The sequence below is a fragment of the Halotolerantifilum yawarlongkerapense genome (assembly GCF_054506745.1).
In genome coordinates this window covers 622398-642011 of record NZ_CP199719.1, presented here as the reverse complement: position 1 = coordinate 642011, position 19614 = coordinate 622398, and the positions used below count along the sequence as shown (strand labels likewise).

At 50.3% G+C, this 19614-nt stretch carries 15 protein-coding genes; 11 read left to right on the top strand and 4 right to left on the bottom strand.

Annotation, left to right across the window (positions count from 1 at the left end):
• The first annotated feature begins 518 nt into the window (after positions 1 to 518).
• The 3 genes from ltrA (at position 519) to ACULM0_RS03100 (ending at position 3381) form a co-directional block, all read left to right on the top strand.
• A complete protein-coding gene (gene ltrA / locus ACULM0_RS03110; protein ID WP_463679006.1) occupies positions 519 to 1772 on the top strand; it encodes a group II intron reverse transcriptase/maturase in 1254 nt (417 codons plus the stop codon).
• Positions 1773 to 1954: 182 nt separating this feature from the next.
• Positions 1955 to 2341 carry a DUF302 domain-containing protein gene (locus ACULM0_RS03105; protein WP_463679005.1) on the top strand — a complete coding sequence of 129 codons (387 nt, stop codon included), beginning with the start codon at positions 1955 to 1957 and terminating at the stop codon, positions 2339 to 2341.
• 143 nt (positions 2342 to 2484) lie between these two features.
• The gene (locus ACULM0_RS03100) at positions 2485 to 3381 is read left to right on the top strand and encodes a metallophosphoesterase family protein (protein ID WP_463679004.1); all 897 of its coding nucleotides are present in this window, start codon (positions 2485 to 2487) and stop codon (positions 3379 to 3381) included.
• Positions 3382 to 3447: 66 nt separating this feature from the next.
• Here the strand turns inward: ACULM0_RS03100 and ACULM0_RS03095 are convergent, their stop codons facing one another.
• The 4 genes from ACULM0_RS03095 to ACULM0_RS03080 form a co-directional block, all read right to left on the bottom strand.
• The gene (locus tag ACULM0_RS03095) at positions 3448 to 4197 is read right to left on the bottom strand and encodes a Mut7-C RNAse domain-containing protein (RefSeq protein ID WP_463679003.1); all 750 of its coding nucleotides are present in this window, start codon (positions 4195 to 4197) and stop codon (positions 3448 to 3450) included.
• Positions 4197 to 5438 (bottom strand): M48 family metallopeptidase, encoded by a 1242-nt coding sequence (locus tag ACULM0_RS03090; protein WP_463679002.1) that lies wholly within the window; start codon positions 5436 to 5438, stop codon positions 4197 to 4199. Before ACULM0_RS03090 ends, ACULM0_RS03095 begins: the two co-directional genes overlap by 1 nt.
• A gap of 75 nt (positions 5439 to 5513) precedes the next feature.
• On the bottom strand, positions 5514 to 6305 hold the full coding sequence (locus ACULM0_RS03085) for a slipin family protein (RefSeq protein WP_463679001.1): 792 nt from the start codon (positions 6303 to 6305) through the stop codon (positions 5514 to 5516).
• 4 nt (positions 6306 to 6309) lie between these two features.
• Entirely contained in the window at positions 6310 to 7665 is a 1356-nt protein-coding gene (locus ACULM0_RS03080; RefSeq protein ID WP_463679000.1) for an NfeD family protein, read from the bottom strand.
• Positions 7666 to 7969: 304 nt separating this feature from the next.
• On the opposite strand from ACULM0_RS03080, the gene nhaC reads away from it, so the two are divergent.
• The 8 genes from nhaC to ACULM0_RS03040 all read left to right on the top strand — a co-directional run bounded on the left by nhaC (position 7970) and on the right by ACULM0_RS03040 (position 19426).
• Positions 7970 to 9388, top strand: a complete 1419-nt coding sequence (gene nhaC, locus ACULM0_RS03075) for a Na+/H+ antiporter NhaC (RefSeq protein WP_463678999.1) — start codon at positions 7970 to 7972, stop codon at positions 9386 to 9388.
• Between the two features lie 65 nt (positions 9389 to 9453).
• Entirely contained in the window at positions 9454 to 11436 is a 1983-nt protein-coding gene (locus ACULM0_RS03070; protein ID WP_463678998.1) for an ATP-binding protein, read from the top strand.
• Positions 11423 to 12751, top strand: coding sequence for a sigma-54-dependent transcriptional regulator (locus ACULM0_RS03065; RefSeq protein ID WP_463678997.1), 1329 nt, complete (start codon positions 11423 to 11425; stop codon positions 12749 to 12751). The genes ACULM0_RS03070 and ACULM0_RS03065 overlap by 14 nt, the downstream gene beginning before the upstream one ends.
• 179 nt (positions 12752 to 12930) lie before the next feature.
• Positions 12931 to 14787, top strand: coding sequence for a DUF4153 domain-containing protein (locus ACULM0_RS03060; protein ID WP_463678996.1), 1857 nt, complete (start codon positions 12931 to 12933; stop codon positions 14785 to 14787).
• 497 nt (positions 14788 to 15284) lie between these two features.
• Positions 15285 to 16922, top strand: a complete 1638-nt coding sequence (locus ACULM0_RS03055) for a sensor domain-containing diguanylate cyclase (protein ID WP_463678995.1) — start codon at positions 15285 to 15287, stop codon at positions 16920 to 16922.
• A 59-nt stretch (positions 16923 to 16981) separates the two neighbouring features.
• A complete protein-coding gene (locus tag ACULM0_RS03050; protein WP_463678994.1) occupies positions 16982 to 17485 on the top strand; it encodes a flavodoxin domain-containing protein in 504 nt (167 codons plus the stop codon).
• A gap of 38 nt (positions 17486 to 17523) precedes the next feature.
• Positions 17524 to 17916, top strand: a complete 393-nt coding sequence (locus ACULM0_RS03045; RefSeq protein ID WP_463678993.1) for a hypothetical protein — start codon at positions 17524 to 17526, stop codon at positions 17914 to 17916.
• A 163-nt stretch (positions 17917 to 18079) separates the two neighbouring features.
• On the top strand, positions 18080 to 19426 hold the full coding sequence (locus ACULM0_RS03040) for a dihydrolipoyl dehydrogenase family protein (protein ID WP_463678992.1): 1347 nt from the start codon (positions 18080 to 18082) through the stop codon (positions 19424 to 19426).
• Positions 19427 to 19614 lie beyond the last annotated feature (188 nt).

The following is a 19614-nucleotide window of genomic DNA, read 5'->3' as shown; positions in this document are numbered from 1 at the left end:
ATGATGTTAAGAGGGCTGGGGCAGTGGGAAAGTATATTGACGTGACCCATGGAGACCTCATCGGTTCCTGAAAGGGTATAAATCATCAAAGGCGAAAGCAGGAGAGGATTTAGATGGCTGGTGAGGAGTCAGAGTGCGGTATAGTAGTGAAGAAGTCTATGCAATGAAGCTTGGCGACAAGTGGAGGGCAGCACATAGATGACCTGCATCAACAGAATGCGGGGGCACATGGGACCCAAAAGGCCCATAGATGCGCGCGAAGACCTATGCACCCACAATAAGTCAGACAAGGCACTCCTAAAGACCGATACGAGCGAGCAGAAGCCGGCGAGGTGAAAGACCTAAAGACCCGGGGTGGAACAGAAGGGTACACCGTTTGCTATGGGGGAAAATCCAGAGGACGCTTAAAGAAAAGCGATACACGGATAAATATCTTCCGGTACGTAGCATGGGAAACAAGGAAGAAGCAGTCTGCGAGTAAGAGTAAGAGGACACAAAGGAAAACAGGTGGTAAAGCCGTGTATGAGAAAATCTATGAGATGGAGAATCTCAAGGAGTCGTTTAAGAAAGTCAAACGAAATCAAGGTAGCGCTGGGGTGGATGGTATTACGCTCTCTGACTATAAGGAGAACCTGGAGAACAATCTAGAAGTCCTTCAGGCAAAGCTAAAGCAGGGAAGCTACAGACCAAAGCCTGTCAAACGAGTGTACATCGATAAACCGGACGGGAAGAAACGGCCCCTAGGCATACCAACCGTAGAAGACCGGATTGTTCAACAGGCCATCCGGCTGGTGATTGAACCGCGGTTTGAGCGGAAATTTCTTGAGTGTAGTTATGGATTTAGACCGAACAGGAGTGCGCATATGGCAGTGGATGAAATCAAGAAAGTCCTACGATCGGGTTACCGATATGTCATAGACGCAGACCTGAAATCGTACTTTGACACCATAGATCAAGAGCTTTTGATGAAGGAAGTCCAAAAAGAAATCGAGGCCCCGGAGGTACTCGATCTTATCAGGAAAACATTAAAATCAGGAGTGCTTGAATACGGATGTTTTCACGAGACGGAAAAGGGAACGACGCAGGGCGGAGTGCTTAGCCCCTTGCTCGCTAATATCTATCTCCATGCATTTGACGAGTTGATGGCCCAACGAGGTCATAAGATGGTAAGGTATGCGGATGACTTCATTGTGTTTCATAAATCTCAAAAGGGAGCGGAACGCGTACTGCAAGGAATTAATAAATTCCTAGAAGGTACCTATAGACTCCAGGTACATCCGGAGAAGACTAAAATCGTGGATAGCTACACAGAGAGTTTCGTCTTTCTGGGATTTGAATTTACCCCGTGGGGAACGATTCGAGTGCCGGAAAGGAAGGTGAAAACCTTCAAAGCCAAGGTTAAGAAAATCACCCGTAGGAACCAGACGGTGAACATAGGAAACCTCATTAAGGAACGGTTGAATCCAGTGCTTAGAGGCTGGGCTAACTACTATGCAATCGCGAATATCAAGACCCTTCTTACCAATGCTATGAGATGGATAAGAAGGCGCCTTCGCATGGTGCAGATGAGGAGCTGGAGAAAACCAAAGAAAATGTACAAGGCTATGCGTCGCAATGGCTGGAGGGGAAGAATCATTCCGCTGGCCATGAGCCGATGGCATAACTCGCTATCAAAGCAAGCGCATATGGCCATGCCGAATGAATGGTTTGACTTCCTAGGTCTTGTGGACCTTGTGAAAATTTACGATGATTACCACCCCAAAGGGGGATAGTTGTGGAGGAGCCGGATGCGATGACCCGCACGTCCGGATCTGTAAGAGGCGCATTCTTAAGCGAATGCGCCTACTTAATTTTAAACGTTAGCGACCCGCCCTCTGGGGGGTGATTATGCCACGATGGTTAGGGTAATCTATTAAAGGAAGATGCAAATCCCTATCAGAAAGGATGCGTGTAAATGGAAATTCGCTATGACGTGATGACGTCAAAGGATATGACCAAAGCGATCGATGCGCTGAAAGAGGCATTGAAAGAGCGTGATTTCGGTGTACTCTGGGAGATGGATTTCAAGAGTACGCTCGAGGGTAAGGGCCTCGATCTCCATGCTAGGGTCCACATGCTCGAGGTGTGTAACCCACTGAAGGCAAAAGAAGTTCTAGAGATCGATCCGGCAGCAGGTCTCTTTTTGCCCTGCAAGATGGTGGTCTACGAAAAGAAGGGTGAGGTGTATTTCGGTTTGATCAGTCCCACCACTTTGGTAGAGACCATGGGGAGTGAAAAACTGTCGGCTATCGGCCGCGATATTGAAGCAGTCCTTCATGCGGCGATGAAAGAAGCAAAATAGGCAAGCATGGATTTGTGGCATCTCATCTGTAAGGATGGGATGCTTTTTCCGTGGTCCGTTGTCGATTTGGTCGTTTTCCGCTTAAGGCTTTCGACCGATGGTATAAATAGACTAAGAGAACGATTCAAAGGGGGAAGTAGGAGATGCGCACCGATCAACGGTTGATGGAAGCCTATCGAAATGCCCGTGTTGAGCCGGTAAATGAGCACACAAAATATGTTTTTTTCAGTGACTGCCACCGAGGAAACGGGAGTTTGGCCGATGAATTTACGAGAAATGAGAATGCTTTCTTGCATGCTTTGGAGTATTACTATAAGCATCAGTTTACTTATGTTGAGGCGGGTGATGGCGATGAGCTGTGGGAACATCACGACTTTTCCTATATCAAGCGGGCTCATACGGATGTGTTCGACGCCTTGGAGCGTTTTCACCTGAGCGGACGCTTGATCATGCTCTATGGGAACCACAATGTCTACATAAAGGACCCAGACTATGTGAAAGAGAACTATCACAGCTACTATGATCACTACCATGAAAAGGAGCATCCCTTCTTGGGTGGACTGACAACGCACGAGGGGTTGGTGCTGCGAAATGAAAAGACGGAACAGGAGATCCTGACGGTTCATGGCCACCAGGGCGACTTTCTCAATGATCAGTTTTGGTTCTTCACCATGCTGTCGCTCAAGTATTTCTGGCGATTTTTGCATGCCTTTGGCATCCAGAACCCGGCCAGCCCAGTGAAGAACCCCCATAAGCGGCACAAGATTGAACGCAACTATGTCAAGTGGATCGGTAAGCACCGAAAGATGTTGATCTGCGGTCACACGCACCAGTTCAAGTACCCAAAGGAAGAAGACCTGCCCTATTTCAATACAGGTAGTTGTATCTACCCCACGCGGATCACGGCGATGGAACTCGTGGGTGAGGAAATCCAGGCTGTTCAGTGGCGCACGGTGACGAACCACCAGGGTGTTTTAGAGGTGAAGCGGGAGGTGCTGCGTGGTCCCGACCCGATTTCGAAATTTGATATCCGCGAATAAAAAAAGAGAGGACGACTGATCACCCGTGAAGGTGATGGATCGTCCTCTCTTTCTTGTTGCAGTTTCTCAAAGTGACCTTCGGATGCGCTCGATACGAGCAACCATTGCTTTGAAATGCGTACCACGCCAGTAGACTTTCTTGCACTCAGCGCACTGTAAGAAAGTGTCGTGAGCTGCGCGCACTTTGGGTGGGAGCCGGCCTTCGATCTGCTCTTTGGAAATAGGTAGCAGAGGTCCGTTACAGACCATGCACCGAGTGAAGGGTTTCAGATGATCTAGCAGCTCAAAACGTCGGAGGACTTCGCTGAGCTGTTCGTCTGGGTCTCCTGAGCGGACGAGATAGCCATGGGTCACTAGGCTTCTTTTCAACAGGCCTCTGTCTCGGGTCAGGAGGACACGCTGGCTCTCCACAGACGCTATGGCAAGTGATGCATCTGATGCCTCGCGCTGATACATCGCATCGAATCCCAGCATACGAAGCAAGGAGGTCAGTTTCCCCAGGTGTACATCGAGAAGGAAACGGAAGCCGTTTGGAGCGGGTGGCCTGACCAATGAAACACCCCCAACGGGGAGTTGATGGAAACGGGGGTAGAGGCTGATCCGCTCCCCGCCTGTTAATCCCGTGCTAAAGGGAGCGGGCTGACCATCGACCAGGACTAGATCGATCTCCGTGTGTGGGATCCCCAGGGATTCGATCTGGTCTTTCAGGCTACGCGTTTGCGTGAGCTCTTCACTAAAGGTACAGTACCGCTTGTTTTCCGGAAGAAAGTCGTTGAGCTCAGCATAGCAGCGGATCGACAGGGCTTGCAAAATCATCAACCATCCTTTCTGTGCTCCATACGTACTTCAATGGCCTCGATCCGTTGGCTGATCGGTGGATGAGAGTATCTGAGTTTGACCATCCAGGGGTGGGGGGTGAGGTTGGAAAAATTTTCGCGGGCAAGAATCTTGAGCGCTCGAATCATGGCCCCGCCGTAACCCACTTCCACGGTATAGGCATCGGCCCGATATTCCGCCTTTCTCGAATGAGCTGAGAGCGGGATGCCGAGGAGCAGGGAGAGTGGTTCCGAGAGAATCGCAAAGAGCACCAGGGAAAAGCCCAGATGCGCAGATGAAAAACCGAAGTCCGTGACGAGAGAGGGGTAATCGAGAAAGAGGGCGAGAAGCGCCAGGATTCCTGCGATCTGAAGTGAGGAGAGCAGGAAGTTCTTCCACACATCCTTGTGTTCAGCATGGCCGATCTCATGGGCCAATACCGAGACCACTTCGTCGGCATCACATTTTTCCACCAGCGTGTCGAAGAGAACAATTTGTTTGAAACGACCGAATCCAGAGAAGAAGGCGTTGAGGCGTGTAGATCGCTTGGAAGCATCCATCACACTGATCTTTCTCACTTCATAGTCTGTTTGGTCGGCCAGGGCCCGGATCTTTTCTTTCAGCTCGCCCTCCGGTAGCGGTGTGAGCTTGTTGAAGAGTCGGACGAAGACCTTTGTGTACAGCACGTTGATCAGCAGGCTAAGGACCATCAATGCCACCCACGCATAGAGAACAAATTGACTTCCCAGTCGGCTGTAGAGAACCAAGAAACCATAAAGGAGACCTCCGCCCAGAAGAGCCGTGAGCCCTAGAGATTTCACCTGGTCTGCTAGAAAGGTCTTAGGTGTGGTTTTGTTAAAACCGTAGCGCTCCTCGATGCTAAAATTCCTGTAGATCATAGGTCCGATGTCCACGAGATATTCCAGCAGGTAGTAGAGGGCGAGAAAGACAATCGTTTCCGCGATCGGATTGCTTGTCAAGCGTGAGCTAAAGTTGGCGAGCCACGGAAAGAACCCCATGAAGAGCAGGACGATCAGTAACATGGTGTGTAAGACCTTCATAATGGTTGAAAAACGGAAGGTTTCCGCTGTGTACTTTCGCCATTTCCTATAGGCGTCGGGCTCGTACACGTCTTTAACATTGGATGGAATCGGCTCATTTCTGTAAGTGTAATTGCGAATCGAAACGGTCAGTTCAATGATGAATACGACGACAATGATGCTCAGGGTCAGCTGGAACATGGTTTTCCTCCTAGGGGGCTTGTCAAAAGGGGGAGGCCGGGATTCTCCGGTCCTCCCCCTCGAGGGGCTCAGGGTCTATTTTTCCTTTTTAGCTTCCTCCGCCATCTGCTGTAGCTTGGGGAGGAAGGAACGGAACTCAATCGGAAGTGGGAAGAGCACGGTATTGGAATCTTTATCGGCTGCTTCGGAAAGAGAACGGAGCATCCGGAGTGTCATGGCGCCTTCTTGCTTGGAGAGAATCTCGGAAGCCTCGGCGATCTTGACGGCAGCTTCCTTCTCACCGAGCGCTTGGATGACAATCGCGCGACGGTTACGCTCTGCCTCGGCCTGCTTGGCCAGGGCGCGTTGCATCTCTACGGGAAGCGTGACATCCTTGATCTCTACGGCCGTCACTTTGATACCCCAGGGATCTGTTGCCTCGTCGACAATCTTCTGGATGATCTTGTTCAGCTTCTCGCGCTCACCGAGCAGTTCGTCGAGGTCCGCTTGACCGACGACGCTTCGTAAGGTCGTTTGTGCGTATTCGATCGTCGCCTGATGATACTTCTCCACCTTGACGACCACTTGATCGGGCTCTACGACGCGATAATAGAGGACAGCATTGATCTTACAGGTGACGTTGTCTTTGGTAATGACCTCCTGAGGTGGCACGTCATAGACCACGGTTCGGAGGGGCACGCGGGTCAGTTTATCGATGAAGGGAATGATCAGGACCAATCCTGGCCCCTTGACGCCAACTAGTCGCCCAAGTCGGAAGATGACACCGCGTTCGTATTCAACGATAATGTAAATGGCTTTGATCAGAATAGCCACTACAACCAGTATAGCACCTAGTGCGGTCAATAAACTTGTGTTCAAGAAAAACATAACATCACTCCTCCTGCTGTTCTTGGCTGGTTTGATTTTTCGGTGCAACAATCAAAAGAAAACCATCTCTATCCAGTATCTTCACAGGGGTATCCTCAATAATTTCCTGCCCGTCTTCCGAACGGGCCCTCCAGATTTCACCCTGCACTTTCACAAGACCCTCTGGGGATAAGGTATCCATTACGACCCCGCTTAGATTATCAAACTCATCATTTCCTTGAACGACTTTGGCGTTCTTTGCCTTCAACAGGCCTCTGAGCATCACGACAAGGAGTAGGGAAGCACCGATGCCGATACCGAAAGCAACGTACTTCAGTGAAACGAACCAGGCCGCTGGCATCAATGGCTCGGCTGGTAAAAACATAGCGCCTAACACGATACCGATCACACCTCCTACCGAGAGCACACCATAGGTCGGTGTGAAGGCCTCGGCGACCAATAAGCTTACTCCGAGGACCAAAAGGAGTCCTGCGAAGAAATTGACCTCAAACATCCCGATACCGTAAAGCCCCAGGACTAGGGCTATGGCACCGAAGACTTCGGGAACCAAAGTTTCGGGTGCTTGGAAACCGATGATCAGACCGTAGATCCCCAGGATGACCAGCAGAAAACTGATCTGGGGATTGCTGACCATATTAGTCACTTTCTCACTTGCCGACATCTCGAGCGGTAGGATCTCCACATCACGAGTGGTGAGGAGGACCTCCTGGTCTACGATGGTAACCTGCTGGCCGTCTAGCTCATCGAGCAAGGATTCGAGGTTGGGAGCCAAGGTATCGATGACACCTTCCTCCAGTGCTTCGTTGGCATCGAGTGTCAAGTTCTCAGTCACGAAACGTGCGATGACATCTCCAGGGCGACCGCGTTCCATGGCCACACTCCGGATATGACCGGCTAGAAACTGGATTGTCTTGTCGTCGGCTGTTTGCGTCGAGCCTTCTGTTGGAGAGATCATCACGGGCATTGCCGCCCCCACCGTGGTACCGGGTGACATGGCCGCCACGTGACCGCCGATCAGGATAAAGCTTCCAGCTGACGCTGCGATCGCTCCTTGAGGAGCTACGTAGGTAATCACCGGAACTTCGGCCGAGAGCATTTGCTCTAGGATGACCAGCGTGGCATCCACGAGACCACCCGGTGTGTTGATCAGCAGAACCACGGCCTCGGCACCATCTTCTTCAGCTGTTTCGATGGCACGGGTAATCAGAGCGGCAGTTCCAGCCGTGATGGTTTTTTGAATCTCAATCGTGTAAACAAAAGGACCTTCTGTTTGAGCGCGCGATGGGATGGTGAACATCGTCATGACAATCATGAGAAGCAACAACCAACCGATCGATCGCCTATTCACTATTTTTCTCATAAGGCATCATCCTTCTGTTTTTCTGTATACCCCAATAGGGAGATCTCATGCGAAAAGAGAATGATTCTTGATTAAAAATAATCAGATGAGTAGGCGATACTGCATGGGTCTTTCTGCACTCCGTACGAAAGATAGGATTCTCCTCATGTTGAGCAATTGAAATAAATTTCATAGACAATGAAAGATTCTTCACTTCGAAGAGTCAAAAAGGGGCATTTCTGAGGAAAACGCTTCTCTTTACTTTGGCACGTGCTTTGCAATCTATCTAGGGTAGGTCATCCACACTATCAAGGAGGTACAACAAGTGAAAGTTAGAATGCCTTATCTTCATGAAGCAATTATCACTTTCGGTTTATTGATTCTAACAATGGGTGCTGGTATCGCCATCTTTGGTGCCGACCCACACATTCCGATGCTCATGGGTGTAGCCTTTGCAGCACTTATGGCCATGAGAATCGGTCACAAATGGTCAGCAGTAGAACAATACATGTTCGATGGCATTAGCCAGGCACTTCAGGCAATCATTATCCTAGCCATCATCGGTGTGCTCATCGGCGTGTGGCTCCTGTCTGGAGTAGTGCCCACAATGATCTACTATGGTTTGAGTATTTTGTCACCGAAAATTTTCTTAGTAGCTACATTGATCATTACATCCCTGACATCTTTGGCCACGGGTACAAGCTGGGGTACGGCGGGTACCATTGGTATTGCGCTGATGGGCATCGCCAGCGGATTGGGTATCCCTGCGCCGATTGCGGCGGGTGCCATCATTTCAGGTGCTTATTTTGGTGATAAGATGTCACCACTGTCAGATACCACGAACCTTGCTCCCGCTATGGCTGGTACCGATGTCTTTACCCATATCAAGTTCATGTTCAAGCCTACAGCAGTGGCCTATGGTATTTCCATTCTATTCTTTGGTTTTCTTGGCATGCGCTACGGAGGAACCGTTGTGGACATCAGTGCAATCGATCAAATGAGAGAAGGTCTCGATAGTGCATTTCGAATCTCGCCCCTTTTGTTGCTCCCGCCGGTAACAGTCATTCTCTTGATCGCCAAAAAAATGCCTGCGATCCCTGGTATCTTTGTTGGAATCGTCCTCGCAGCTGTACTGGCTCCCATCTTTCAAGGTGCAGATTTTGGTGATATCCTAAGCGCTGGTTACGGGGGGTATGTATCGGAGACCGGTGTGTCCGCCGTCGATGATCTCTTGACAGCCGGTGGCTTGATGAACATGATGTATTCCATATCCCTTACGATCATCGCCATGATGTTCGGCGGCATAATGGAGCGCACAGGGCAATTGGAAGTGATTGTAGAGCGCTTGCTGAGAAGGGTCAAGACAGCCCAAGGCTTGATAAGTTTGACCATTGCCACTTGCATCGGTTCAAATATGACGATGCCGGAGCAATATATCTCCGTCGTGGTACCCGGCCGCATGTATGCACAGGCCTACAAGGATATGAATCTACATCCCAAGACCCTTTCGAACGCACTGGAATCATCAGGAACACTGACCTCCACTCTGATACCGTGGAATACGTGTGGTGTATTTCTCTATGGCGTTCTAGGCGTTCCGACCCTTCAGTATGCACCCTATGCGATTTTCAATTACAGCATGCCCATCGTGGTCATCGCTCTTAGTTTTGTAGGCGTTACGATTGCAAAACTCGATCCACAGGATGTCGTGGTGACGGAAGAGGAAAAGAGCTTGTCAGCCTAGATTCCATCGTCCATACTAGACTCAGGGTTTATCCCTGGGTCATTTTTTTTTAAGGATGTGAGTTGTTGAAGAAAATCATCGCTTTTACCCTCGCGATCGCTCTGATTTCAGGAGTGTACTACTTGAATGCAGTTGTTTCGATTGACTACCATGTGAATCTTATGGAGTATGTTCAGTACAGTCAAGACTACTCGAAAGAGGAGCGAGCTATACTGGAGAAACTGGACGTTCTGGTATTTGGAGGTACTCTGAACGAGCCACCCATGGTACGTTATTATGAGGAAACGAATCAACACGTAGGGTTTGTCATCGATAGTACGAATGCACTCGCAATTGAACTGCAAACGGACATCATAACGAAGTCCATGAACTGGAGAGACGTGCTCGAAGCTCTAGCCATCGGGGAAGTGGATCTTGCAGATATGGTCCCCACCGAAGAGAGAGGCCAACAATACCTTTTCACCAAACCGCTCTATGCCCTGAGGGGCATGGTCGTCACCCCAGTGGATGGATCGGTGGCCTCCTTAGAAGATCTATCAGGAAAGAGAGTAGCCGTTCAGCAGGGTGATGTGGTGATCGACCATTTGAAAGAACAAGAGCTGAAGGTGACGCTGGTGTATACGGATAGCATCTACAGTGCGATTGAGCTATTGTTTGCAGGAGCAGTAGATGCTGTGGCGGGAGATGAACCTGTCATGCGCGCCATCTTAAGGAATGCTGACCGGACCGAACACTATCGTTTTTTAAAAGAACCCATTTACGATTCAGTGAGTGTGCTTGCCGTATCAAGAGACAAGCCAGAGCTTGTACCGCTTCTGAATAAGGCGATTTTTAAACTACAACAGGCCGGAGTGATTGAGAACATCGAGTCGAAGTGGTTGGGAACGGCTCAGAGCAATGCCCAGATCCGTTCTTATCAGAAGCTCAAACAAATTTGGATACCAGTACTCGGTATTGGTGCGATGCTTTTTTCGATGATCCTTCTTTGGAACCGTAGTCTTCAGAGATTGGTGGACCATCGCACCAGAGAACTATCGATCCTGACAGATGAACTGGAAAGCGTCTTTGTTACCATTGAATCCGGTGTGCTGTTGATGGACGATGAGCAGGGCGTTAGAAAAATCAATCCACTGATGAGAAAATGGACAGACCTGCGCGTGGGAGATCAAATAGCCACTTCAAGGTTGGGAGAGGCCATCGACCCAAGTTATTTGAGTCATGGCCTAGAAGGAAGACTTGATCTGAGAATCCACGGACGTGTCTTTGACTTACGCATATTGTCCATTGAAAGCATGGCTAATCATCGGCTGATCGTGATGAGTGATGTTACGCTGGACAGAATTCGTCAAGAAAAACTGGTGAGAGAGAACAAGATGGAAGCCATTGGAAGATTGGCTGCGGCCATGGCACATGAACTGCGAAATCCCTTGGGCATTATTCGAAACTCAAGCTACATCCTCGCGACAGCACCTCATGCTGAAAAAGAAACAGTGTCTGTAACAGAGGCAATAGATCGGGCCATCGAGCGTGCCAATCGAATCATAGATAATCTCTTGAACTACGCAAGGCTAACTGGAGTGGAGCATACGAGCGTTCAGGTGCATGAACTTGTGAGAGACGTTTTAACTTACTATCGCAAAGTATGTAAAGAAAGCGAGATCTCCATACATTTCTTTCATGAAGGGAATCCATCGATAGTAATCAACAGCAACGTTCTCCGTCATGTGCTGATTAATCTCGTGGAAAATGGGATAGATGCTATGGATCAGAGTGGGGAGTTGACCATTAAGACCTCTGTATCCGATCAAGAGCTGCAATTGACCGTTAGCGATACAGGAGTAGGCATCGAGAGGGAGCATATGGATCAAATATTCGAACCCTTTTTCAGTAGCAAGACAACGAACGGTGGCACCGGCTTGGGGCTATATATTGTGTACACGCTGGTCCAGGAATCAGAGGGTGACATTCAGGTCTCAAGCAGCATAGGTGAAGGAACAACTTTCTCCGTCACTTTACCAAAGAGGGAGGGAACGAATGCATTCGCTTAGATTACTCATAGTAGATGATGAACCTGATTCAATTGCTCTATTGAAGATCATGATGGAGCGGCAAGGGTATGAAGTGACGACGACAACCAGCGGAGCTTTTGCTCTTGAATTATTCAAGAGTGAAGAATCTTTCGATGTCGTGATAACAGACCTGATCATGAGCGGAGTGTCAGGGTTGGACCTGCTGGCCGAAGCAATCGAAAAGCATCCGGACACTGAGACGATTATCATGACAGCCTATGGAAGCATTGAAACGGCCGTGACTGCGATGAGGCAAGGGGCTTATGCTTATTTCATCAAAGGGAACGATCCGGAAGAACTCTTGCTCGATTTAGAGAGAATCGAGCAGATGAAACGATTGAAACGTGAGAACCAGTCCTTCAGGGCTTTAGCCTCTGGGAACAAAGAGTATCTGATGGCGAGCAAGAGTCCGATTTTTCAAAAGGCACTTGATCACGCGCGAAAAGTTGCAGCAACGGATGTGAGTGTCTTGCTGCTAGGAGAATCAGGTGTTGGCAAAGAAGTGTTTGCAGAGTACATTCACAGTTGTAGCCAAAGAAAAGACCAAATTTTCATGCCGATCAACAGCTACGCTTTTAGCGATAGCTTGTTAGAATCGGAATTGTTTGGTCATGAAAAGGGTGCGTTCACAGGGTCCACCGAGTGTCGCGTGGGCCGATTTGAAGCGGCTGATTCGGGCACTCTTTTTCTCGATGAGATAGGAGACCTCCCGCTTTCCACACAAGTGAAAATCCTAAGGACACTCGAAACAAAGCGGCTGACTCGCATCGGAAGCAATCGTGAGATTCAATCGGATTTCAGATTGATCAGTGCGACGAATCGCGATCTGAAAAGTGCAATAGAAGTGAAATCCTTCCGTGAAGATCTAAACTACAGAATTAGCACCATGGTGATCAGAATACCACCCTTGAGAGAACGGCCAGAAGACCTACCCTTACTCATCGATCATTTTCTGCAGATCACGCAAAAACGTATGAACAAAACGATCGATCGTATTTCAGATGTTTTAATGAAAAAACTCATGAGTTATCATTATCCGGGGAATGTGCGCGAACTAAAGAATATTATGGAACGACTGGTTGTTTTATCCGACCGTGGTATACTCACGGACCATGGGTTTTTTGATTCTCAGCCTACAGATTTGAGTTTGAAGTCAGTGCGTGAAGAAGCCGAACGTAGGCATATCGCCATATTATTGGGCAGACATAATGGAGATATGAGAGCAGTGGCAGAAATACTCGAGATCAGTCTTCGGCAATTATACAATAAAGTACGCGACTATCACTTGAAATAGAAAAGTCTTCTTACTGGTACCTTTGGATAGGGATCATAGATAGCCCCCTCGAATACCATGGAAGAAAGCTATGGCCTGCATAATGATGAGCTTTCGGTGTATCTATGGAATAAGGAGAGCGGTGTTGTCGAAAGCCCGATGGCTTTCGCAGTACGATGGTCTCTCTTGAGGAGGTAAGGATGATGGATCAAATCAAAAGAAGGATTGTCAAGAGTCTTCAGGGTGCTGCCAACGCCTTTCGTACCTTTCCCATGTCGATTGCCAGTGCAGTGCTCTTTGCGATCGTGACGATGGTACGTATTCAATTGGACTGGCCTGCCCAGGAACCTTATAATTTTTTGTTCAACTGTCTGCATCTGGCCTTCGCCGTGGGTGCGCTCTTCAGCCTCATGACGATCACGGCGGCCAAGAGTCGATTTGGAGACAAGAAAAGCTTCTATATCGCCAATGCCCTGGGCGCACTGGCCATTCTCGTGACCTTTCTCACCTTGTATTTCTTCGGTGCCGATGAGAGCAGTATCAGGTACACGACGGTCTCGACCATCGCCGGCGCCCGAGTGAGTGCTGTGCTTTTCATCAGTCTGCTGGGTTTCGTGATCCTTGCTGGTGATGCCGATGCAGATTCGGACTTCTCACGCGCCCTCTTCATGACACACAAAGCCTTCTTCATCGCTTTCATCTATGGGGTGGTGCTGATGGCAGGCACATCGGGTGTCGCTGGCGCCATCGAGACACTTCTTCTCCCACAGATGAGTGAGAAGGTCTACGGCTACCTTGCCACCCTCTCGGGGTTCACAGCCTTTACCATCTTCGTAGGCTATTTCCCACACTTTGAAAAGGGAGGAAAGGATCCGCATCGAAAGGTGGCGGAAGAGCAACCGCGTTTTATCGAGGTGCTTTTTGGCACCATCATGATCCCGATTCTCTTGGCCTTGACGATCGTGTTACTATTGTGGACGGCCAGAACGCTCTTCGGGAACATTGGGTACTCTTTCGTCCAGCTCTCGAGCATTGCCACGGCCTACGCCTTTTACGGATTCTGGTTGCTTGTCATGACCAAGCATCATGACTCCACCACGGCGCGCTTGTACCGCCGCGTATTTCCCTATGCTGCGCTTGTCATTTTGTCTGCGGAAGCCTGGGCGCTTTGGAGACAGCTGAGCACCGGTGGGCTCAAGTACACTGAGTACGGCTTCTTGATCGTGTGGATCTTTGCGATCAAAGCCGTCGTCTTGCTGCTTTTCACAGGGGACAAAGCCCACAGGCGTATGGCTTTGCTTGCCTGCTTCCTGGCTTTCGCAGTGGTCCTCCCTGGAATCGGTTACCATGAGCTACCGGTCGCCATGCAGGTCGACCGACTCGAGGGATTGCTTGCCGAAACGGGAATCCTGGCGGATGGGGAGCTCAATCCCGCGTCCGCTACGATTCCGGATAACCAACGCGAAAAAATCACTGACAGCGTTTATTTTCTTGCTGGTGAGGCGGAAGCAAGGCTACCCGAGTGGTTTGATCGAGACCTCAACAACCAACTGGTCTTTGAGGAGACCCTCGGCTTTTCTCCCCTGTGGCCCGAAGGCGATAACCAGGTGTACCCGGGCAGGTCCAACTATCTCGGTACCTCCATGCGATTGAAACAGGGGGCCATGCGAATAGATGGCTACGAGTGGATGGTACGCCTCGATCAATACGATACCTTTAACCAAGAGCCTGTGGTAATCGAGGGAGAAAAGGCGACCTACAGGCTTCACTGGATTGTCGATCAACGTCAGACGCTTCCGACACTCCGGATCGAGAAGGGGGAAGACGTGATCCTAGAGGATGGATTCGATTCCTTTATCGATCAGACAACTGAGAAGTACCCTCCGGGCGAAAAGAACATGGAGACTTACGATGTACAGGAGATGAGCACGACTTTTGAAACAGAGGACCTGCGGGTCTTGGTAGTTTTCAGGACCATTGAGATCAACGTTGACGTCCAGCAAGACGAGATCTCTTACTGGATTGAACTCGATGCCCTCTATCTCGATGAGCAATAAAAGCGTTTAGATCGTCCGGAGACCCCGCTCGTGACCACCAACGGTCGCGAGCGGGGTCTTTTTCACCGTCTCTGGCGGTGTGGTCAGTCGGCGCGAAGGGGATACACTGGGGAGTCTCCTCTACCGGGCTGACGAGGGTGTCTACCAAGCGAAGAAACACGGGCGCAATCAACAAAGTACTCATGCTAATACGCTCTTGAGCACACTCTTCATGTTCAACATCTGGAGATCCTTGAAAAGCACTGAAGACGATTGCTCTCAATAGATGAATATGTAGATGTTGTCTTTTTTGGTTATCTAGAGAGCATCAATGACAAAAGACCCAGTGTACGCAATTCCTCTGTACACATAAATGTGGCAGCTTCCTTGCGCATAATTTTCGTGAATCGCCGATCTTTTTCTCTTTCAGGACGAAAGGCCGAGGATGACCCCTGTCCTTTGGGTATAGAAGGAAATAGGATTGCAGGGTGATAGGACCGATGACGGGGGATGGCTAGATGAAAAAGTCGAGAACACTGAGGGCAAAGATTGCCCTTTCCACGGGGCTACTGTTGGCCACTTTATCCCTGGTACTCATGGTAGCCATCGGGTGGCGGTCGACGCGTGATGTCAAAGAGGAGATCGGCTCGTCCCTGGCTGAAACTGCCCACCAGATGGGCGAACAGCTTGATGCTTACATGTGGTCGCGGGCGGGTGAGATCGAGATCTTGAGCGAGCTCGAAGCACTCAAAAGTGCAAGGGATGTGGGGACCATTTCAGCGCTGATCGACCGTTTGCAAGAGAGCTTTCCATCCTTTACCTGGATAGGGCTCACGGATGGTGAGGGAAAGGTCCTCGCGGCAACAGGTGATATACTGGTCGGAGAGAATATTTCGCAAAGACCGGTTTTCTTCGAAGCGTTGGAGGAGCGGTTTATCGGCGACGTGCACGACGCCGTCTTGCTCTCGGAGTTACTACCGAATCCGACGGGAGAACCACTTCAATTTGTGGATATTTCCGCGCCTGTGTACGACCAACAGGGCGTGCTCACGGGTGTGCTGGCGGCACATCTGAGCTGGGACTGGGCCGATGAAATGGAAAGGGATTTTCTAGGCCCCTTAAAGAAACGACGGGACCTGGAAGTGTTTATCGTGAGCGGACAGGATCATGTGATCTTGTTGGGCGCCGAGGATCTCATCGGTCGATCGGTTGCCTTTGAGAGCCTAGACAGGGCCGGGGAAGGAGAGACCGGCTGGCGCGTGGAAACGTGGCCGGATGGACGCGAGTACCTCACGGGCTATGCTTTGGCCGATGGGTATGGCTCATACGAGGGCCTTGGCTGGCGTATCCTCGTGCGACAAGCCGTAGACACGGCTTTTTTATCGGTGAGACGTATGCAACTCTTCATCCTAGCCATTGGAGGACTATTGACATTGCTCTTCACGTGGATCGGGTGGAAGCGCTCGCTGGAAATCGCTGGACCCATTAAGGAGATCACCCTTGCGGCCGATCGCTTGCGCCAAGGCAAGGATGTGCAGATACCGAGAAATCAGGGGATCGAGGAAATCGAGAGTTTGTCAGACGCTCTCGACCAACTGATCAGGAGTCTAACCGAAACAGAAACAGCGCTCAATGATCTTGAGGTAGAGTCGAGAAAAGATGTCCTGACGGGCCTGATGACGCGGTCTGCTTTTAAAGAAGAAGTAACCCATGCCATGACCCACGCGAGGAGGCGCGGGCACCTACTTGCCCTCCTTTATCTGGACCTCGATGGGTTCAAGAAGATCAACGACACTCTGGGTCACGACGCCGGCGATCAGCTCCTTTGTGAGGTGGGCACACGACTCCAACATACGGTGAGGGTCGAGGAATTCGTCGCCCGGTTCGGAGGAGATGAGTTCGTGATGATGCTTCACATCGCCGGGGATCATCCCAATGATAGCGTCCGCGTAGTGGCCGATCGTGTGATCGGTAAGCTCAACGAGCCGCTGGCGATCGAAGGGGAAATCATAGAGATCGGCTGTAGCATCGGTGGAGCCTTTTGGCCTGCGGATCATGAAAAGCTAGACCAAGTGTTACGCTTGGCCGATGAGGCCCTTTATCTTTCGAAATCCAAAGGGAAAAATCAATTCACGCTATACAGTGAAAAGGAATGAGCTATGGAAGAAAGCCTCAACGGTGCGTTGTGAGCAGTTGAAGGAGGAGATCAGAAGAGATGGCTGAAAAAATTCTGGTGGGTTATGCGACCAAAAAAGGCGCAACGGCTGAAATTGCTGAGCGTATCGCGGAACGTTTACGTGCGGAGGGCATCGATACAGAAGTACGTGAGATCAAGACGGTGAAGGATGTATCCGAGTACGATCGCATCGTCCTGGGCAGTGCCCTGTACATGGGGTTTTGGAGAAAGGATATGGTCAAATTTTTGAAGAAACAGGTGAACGTCTTATCGGGTAAACCGACATGGCTTTTCTGCTCCGGTCCCACGGATAAGGGAGAGCCGGAGGCACTACTGGAGGGGAGGCTGTACCCGGATTCTCTCTTGCCGATCATCGAGGCGATACAGGCTGAGGAGATTACCTGTTTCGGAGGCAAGCTGGACCCTGAGCGGTTGCGATTTTTCGATCGCAAGATTATCGAGATAGTGAAGGCGCCCGTGGGTGATTTTCGTGACTGGGGGGCCATCGATGCCTTCGCCGATCGGATCGCATCCATTAGATAAATATGAAAGGGCTGATCGTAGTGAGGTTGCAGAAAAGATTGCATTATTTCGTGGGGGTCGGAGCTGTTTTCGGGGGACTCGGCGCCGTGCTCAACCCCATGGATCCCATGGGTATCGGGACAGAGGCACTGAAGAAGGGACCTTTTGAATCTTTTTTGCTACCCGGACTTTTCCTATTGTTCTTTCTGGGGATGGGGAACCTTCTTGCGGGATGGACGATGCGCTACCGTTGGTGGTATAGCGGTTATATCAGCGGAACCTTGGCTGTGGCCATGATTCTGTGGATCGTGATCCAATGTTATATCCTGCAGGTAGTCAGTCCCTTGCACGTGATTTTTTTCGCCATCGGTGTGACCCAAGGCCTGTTGGCTCTGAGGACCCTCGTGACAGGAGGGATCTTTCCCTTTGGTAAGATCCAACGCATGCAGTGAAAAAGAGAGCGGTGACAGGTGGTCGCCGCTCCTCTGCAGTTGAGCAGGTCTCATCGTACGATTGACCCTATCCGTGGCGGGTATCCATGGAATGATAACTTGAAACGAAGGATGTGGAGCATTGCGTTGCATCCCACTAGAACCATGCGAAGGAGAGGGACCCATGAAACAATATGATCTGATTGTGATCGGTACAGGAGCAGGCGGCGCTGTAGCGGCCTACCAATGTCGAAAAGCCGGATGGAATGTGGCGATCATCGATAAGAAACCCTTTGGTGGTACCTGTGCCCTGAGGGGGTGTGATCCCAAGAAAGTGCTCGTGGGGGCCGGGGAGATCATCGACCGGGTGGATCGGATGAAGGGCAAGGGAATCGTCGGGGAGAGTCGGATCGACTGGACCGAACTGATGGCCTACAAGCGCACCTTCACCGATCCTGTGCCAGAGGATCGGGAGAAAAGCTACCGTGACGCTGGTATCGACGCCTACCATGGTCTGGCCTCATTTGTTGATACCAACAAAATTCAAGTCAACGGAGAAACCCTAGAGGGGAAACATATTCTTGTGGCCACCGGTGCGAAACCGAGGAGACTCGATGTGCCCGGTGAGGATCTACTTTCCTATAGCGCGGACTTTCTCGAGATGGATACACTGCCAGAGGAGATCATCTTTATCGGTGGTGGTTTTATTTCCTTCGAGTTCGCCCACATTGCAGCGCGGGCTGGTGCCAAGGTACAAATCTTAAACAGGAGCGAAAGCGTTCTCAAGCAATTCGATCAGGGGCTGGTGGACGCTCTGGTGAAACGCTCGGAGACGCTTGGCATCCACGTCCATCTGAACACGGACCTCGACCGCATTGAGAGAGAGGGAGATGGGTATGTAGTCTACGGCAGGGACGGGAAAAGCATCAAGAAGCTCCACTGTGACCGAGTCTTTCATGGAGCGGGTCGCGTGCCGGACCTCGAGGGTTTAGAACTCGAAAAAGGTGACGTTGCGACCGAGCGGGGCGGGATTGTCGTCGATCTTTACCAGCAGAGCCCCTCGAACCCAGTTGTGTATGCAGCGGGGGATGTCACCACTCCTCCTGGTTTACCTTTGACCCCCGTGGCTTCGATGGAATCCTACGTCGTTGCCACCAATCTGCTCAAGGGGAACACACGGAAGTCCGATTACCGTCAGATGCCCTCGGTGGTCTTTACCCAGCCCCAGCTTGGAATCCTGGGTCTCACGGAAGAAGAAGCACGGGAAAAGGAACTCGATTTTTCTGTAAAAACCATGGACATGACCGATTGGTATACCTATAGCAGGACCAATGAGCCCGTCGCCATGGTGAAGATCCTGGTGGACAAGGAGACGGACGAGCTACTTGGTGTACATGTACTGGCGGATCACGCAGACGTGCTGATCAACCACTTCACCATGATCATGCGCTTCAAGATCCCGTTCAACGAAGTGAAGAAGACGCTCTTTGCCTACCCGTCTATGGCCACAGATCTCAGGTACTTGCTATAATCCGTTCGATTCGCTTAACCTGTCTCAGACGAAAAGATGATCCTCTGTAAACAAGGGATGATCTTTTCTTTTTTGGGACCAAAATGAACAAAAGGAACCAATAAGAGCAAAAGATTGATAAAACTTTGTCATTATCCTACACTGACCTTAACGCGAAAACAGACGTTGATCAAAGGAGGAAAATGATG

Excerpts from the sequence above, each read along its gene's own strand:
- ACULM0_RS03105 (WP_463679005.1), top strand. The coding sequence starts at position 1,955 with ATGGAAATTCGCTATGACGTGATGACGTCAAAGGATATGACCAAAGCG.
- ACULM0_RS03100 (WP_463679004.1), top strand. The coding sequence starts at position 2,485 with ATGCGCACCGATCAACGGTTGATGGAAGCCTATCGAAATGCCCGTGTT.
- ACULM0_RS03095 (WP_463679003.1), bottom strand. The coding sequence starts at position 4,197 with ATGATTTTGCAAGCCCTGTCGATCCGCTGCTATGCTGAGCTCAACGAC.
- ACULM0_RS03090 (WP_463679002.1), bottom strand. The coding sequence starts at position 5,438 with ATGTTCCAGCTGACCCTGAGCATCATTGTCGTCGTATTCATCATTGAA.
- ACULM0_RS03085 (WP_463679001.1), bottom strand. The coding sequence starts at position 6,305 with ATGTTTTTCTTGAACACAAGTTTATTGACCGCACTAGGTGCTATACTG.
- ACULM0_RS03080 (WP_463679000.1), bottom strand. The coding sequence starts at position 7,665 with ATGAGAAAAATAGTGAATAGGCGATCGATCGGTTGGTTGTTGCTTCTC.
- ACULM0_RS03065 (WP_463678997.1), top strand. The coding sequence starts at position 11,423 with ATGCATTCGCTTAGATTACTCATAGTAGATGATGAACCTGATTCAATT.
- ACULM0_RS03060 (WP_463678996.1), top strand. The coding sequence starts at position 12,931 with ATGATGGATCAAATCAAAAGAAGGATTGTCAAGAGTCTTCAGGGTGCT.
- ACULM0_RS03055 (WP_463678995.1), top strand. The coding sequence starts at position 15,285 with ATGAAAAAGTCGAGAACACTGAGGGCAAAGATTGCCCTTTCCACGGGG.
- ACULM0_RS03050 (WP_463678994.1), top strand. The coding sequence starts at position 16,982 with ATGGCTGAAAAAATTCTGGTGGGTTATGCGACCAAAAAAGGCGCAACG.
- ACULM0_RS03040 (WP_463678992.1), top strand. The coding sequence starts at position 18,080 with ATGAAACAATATGATCTGATTGTGATCGGTACAGGAGCAGGCGGCGCT.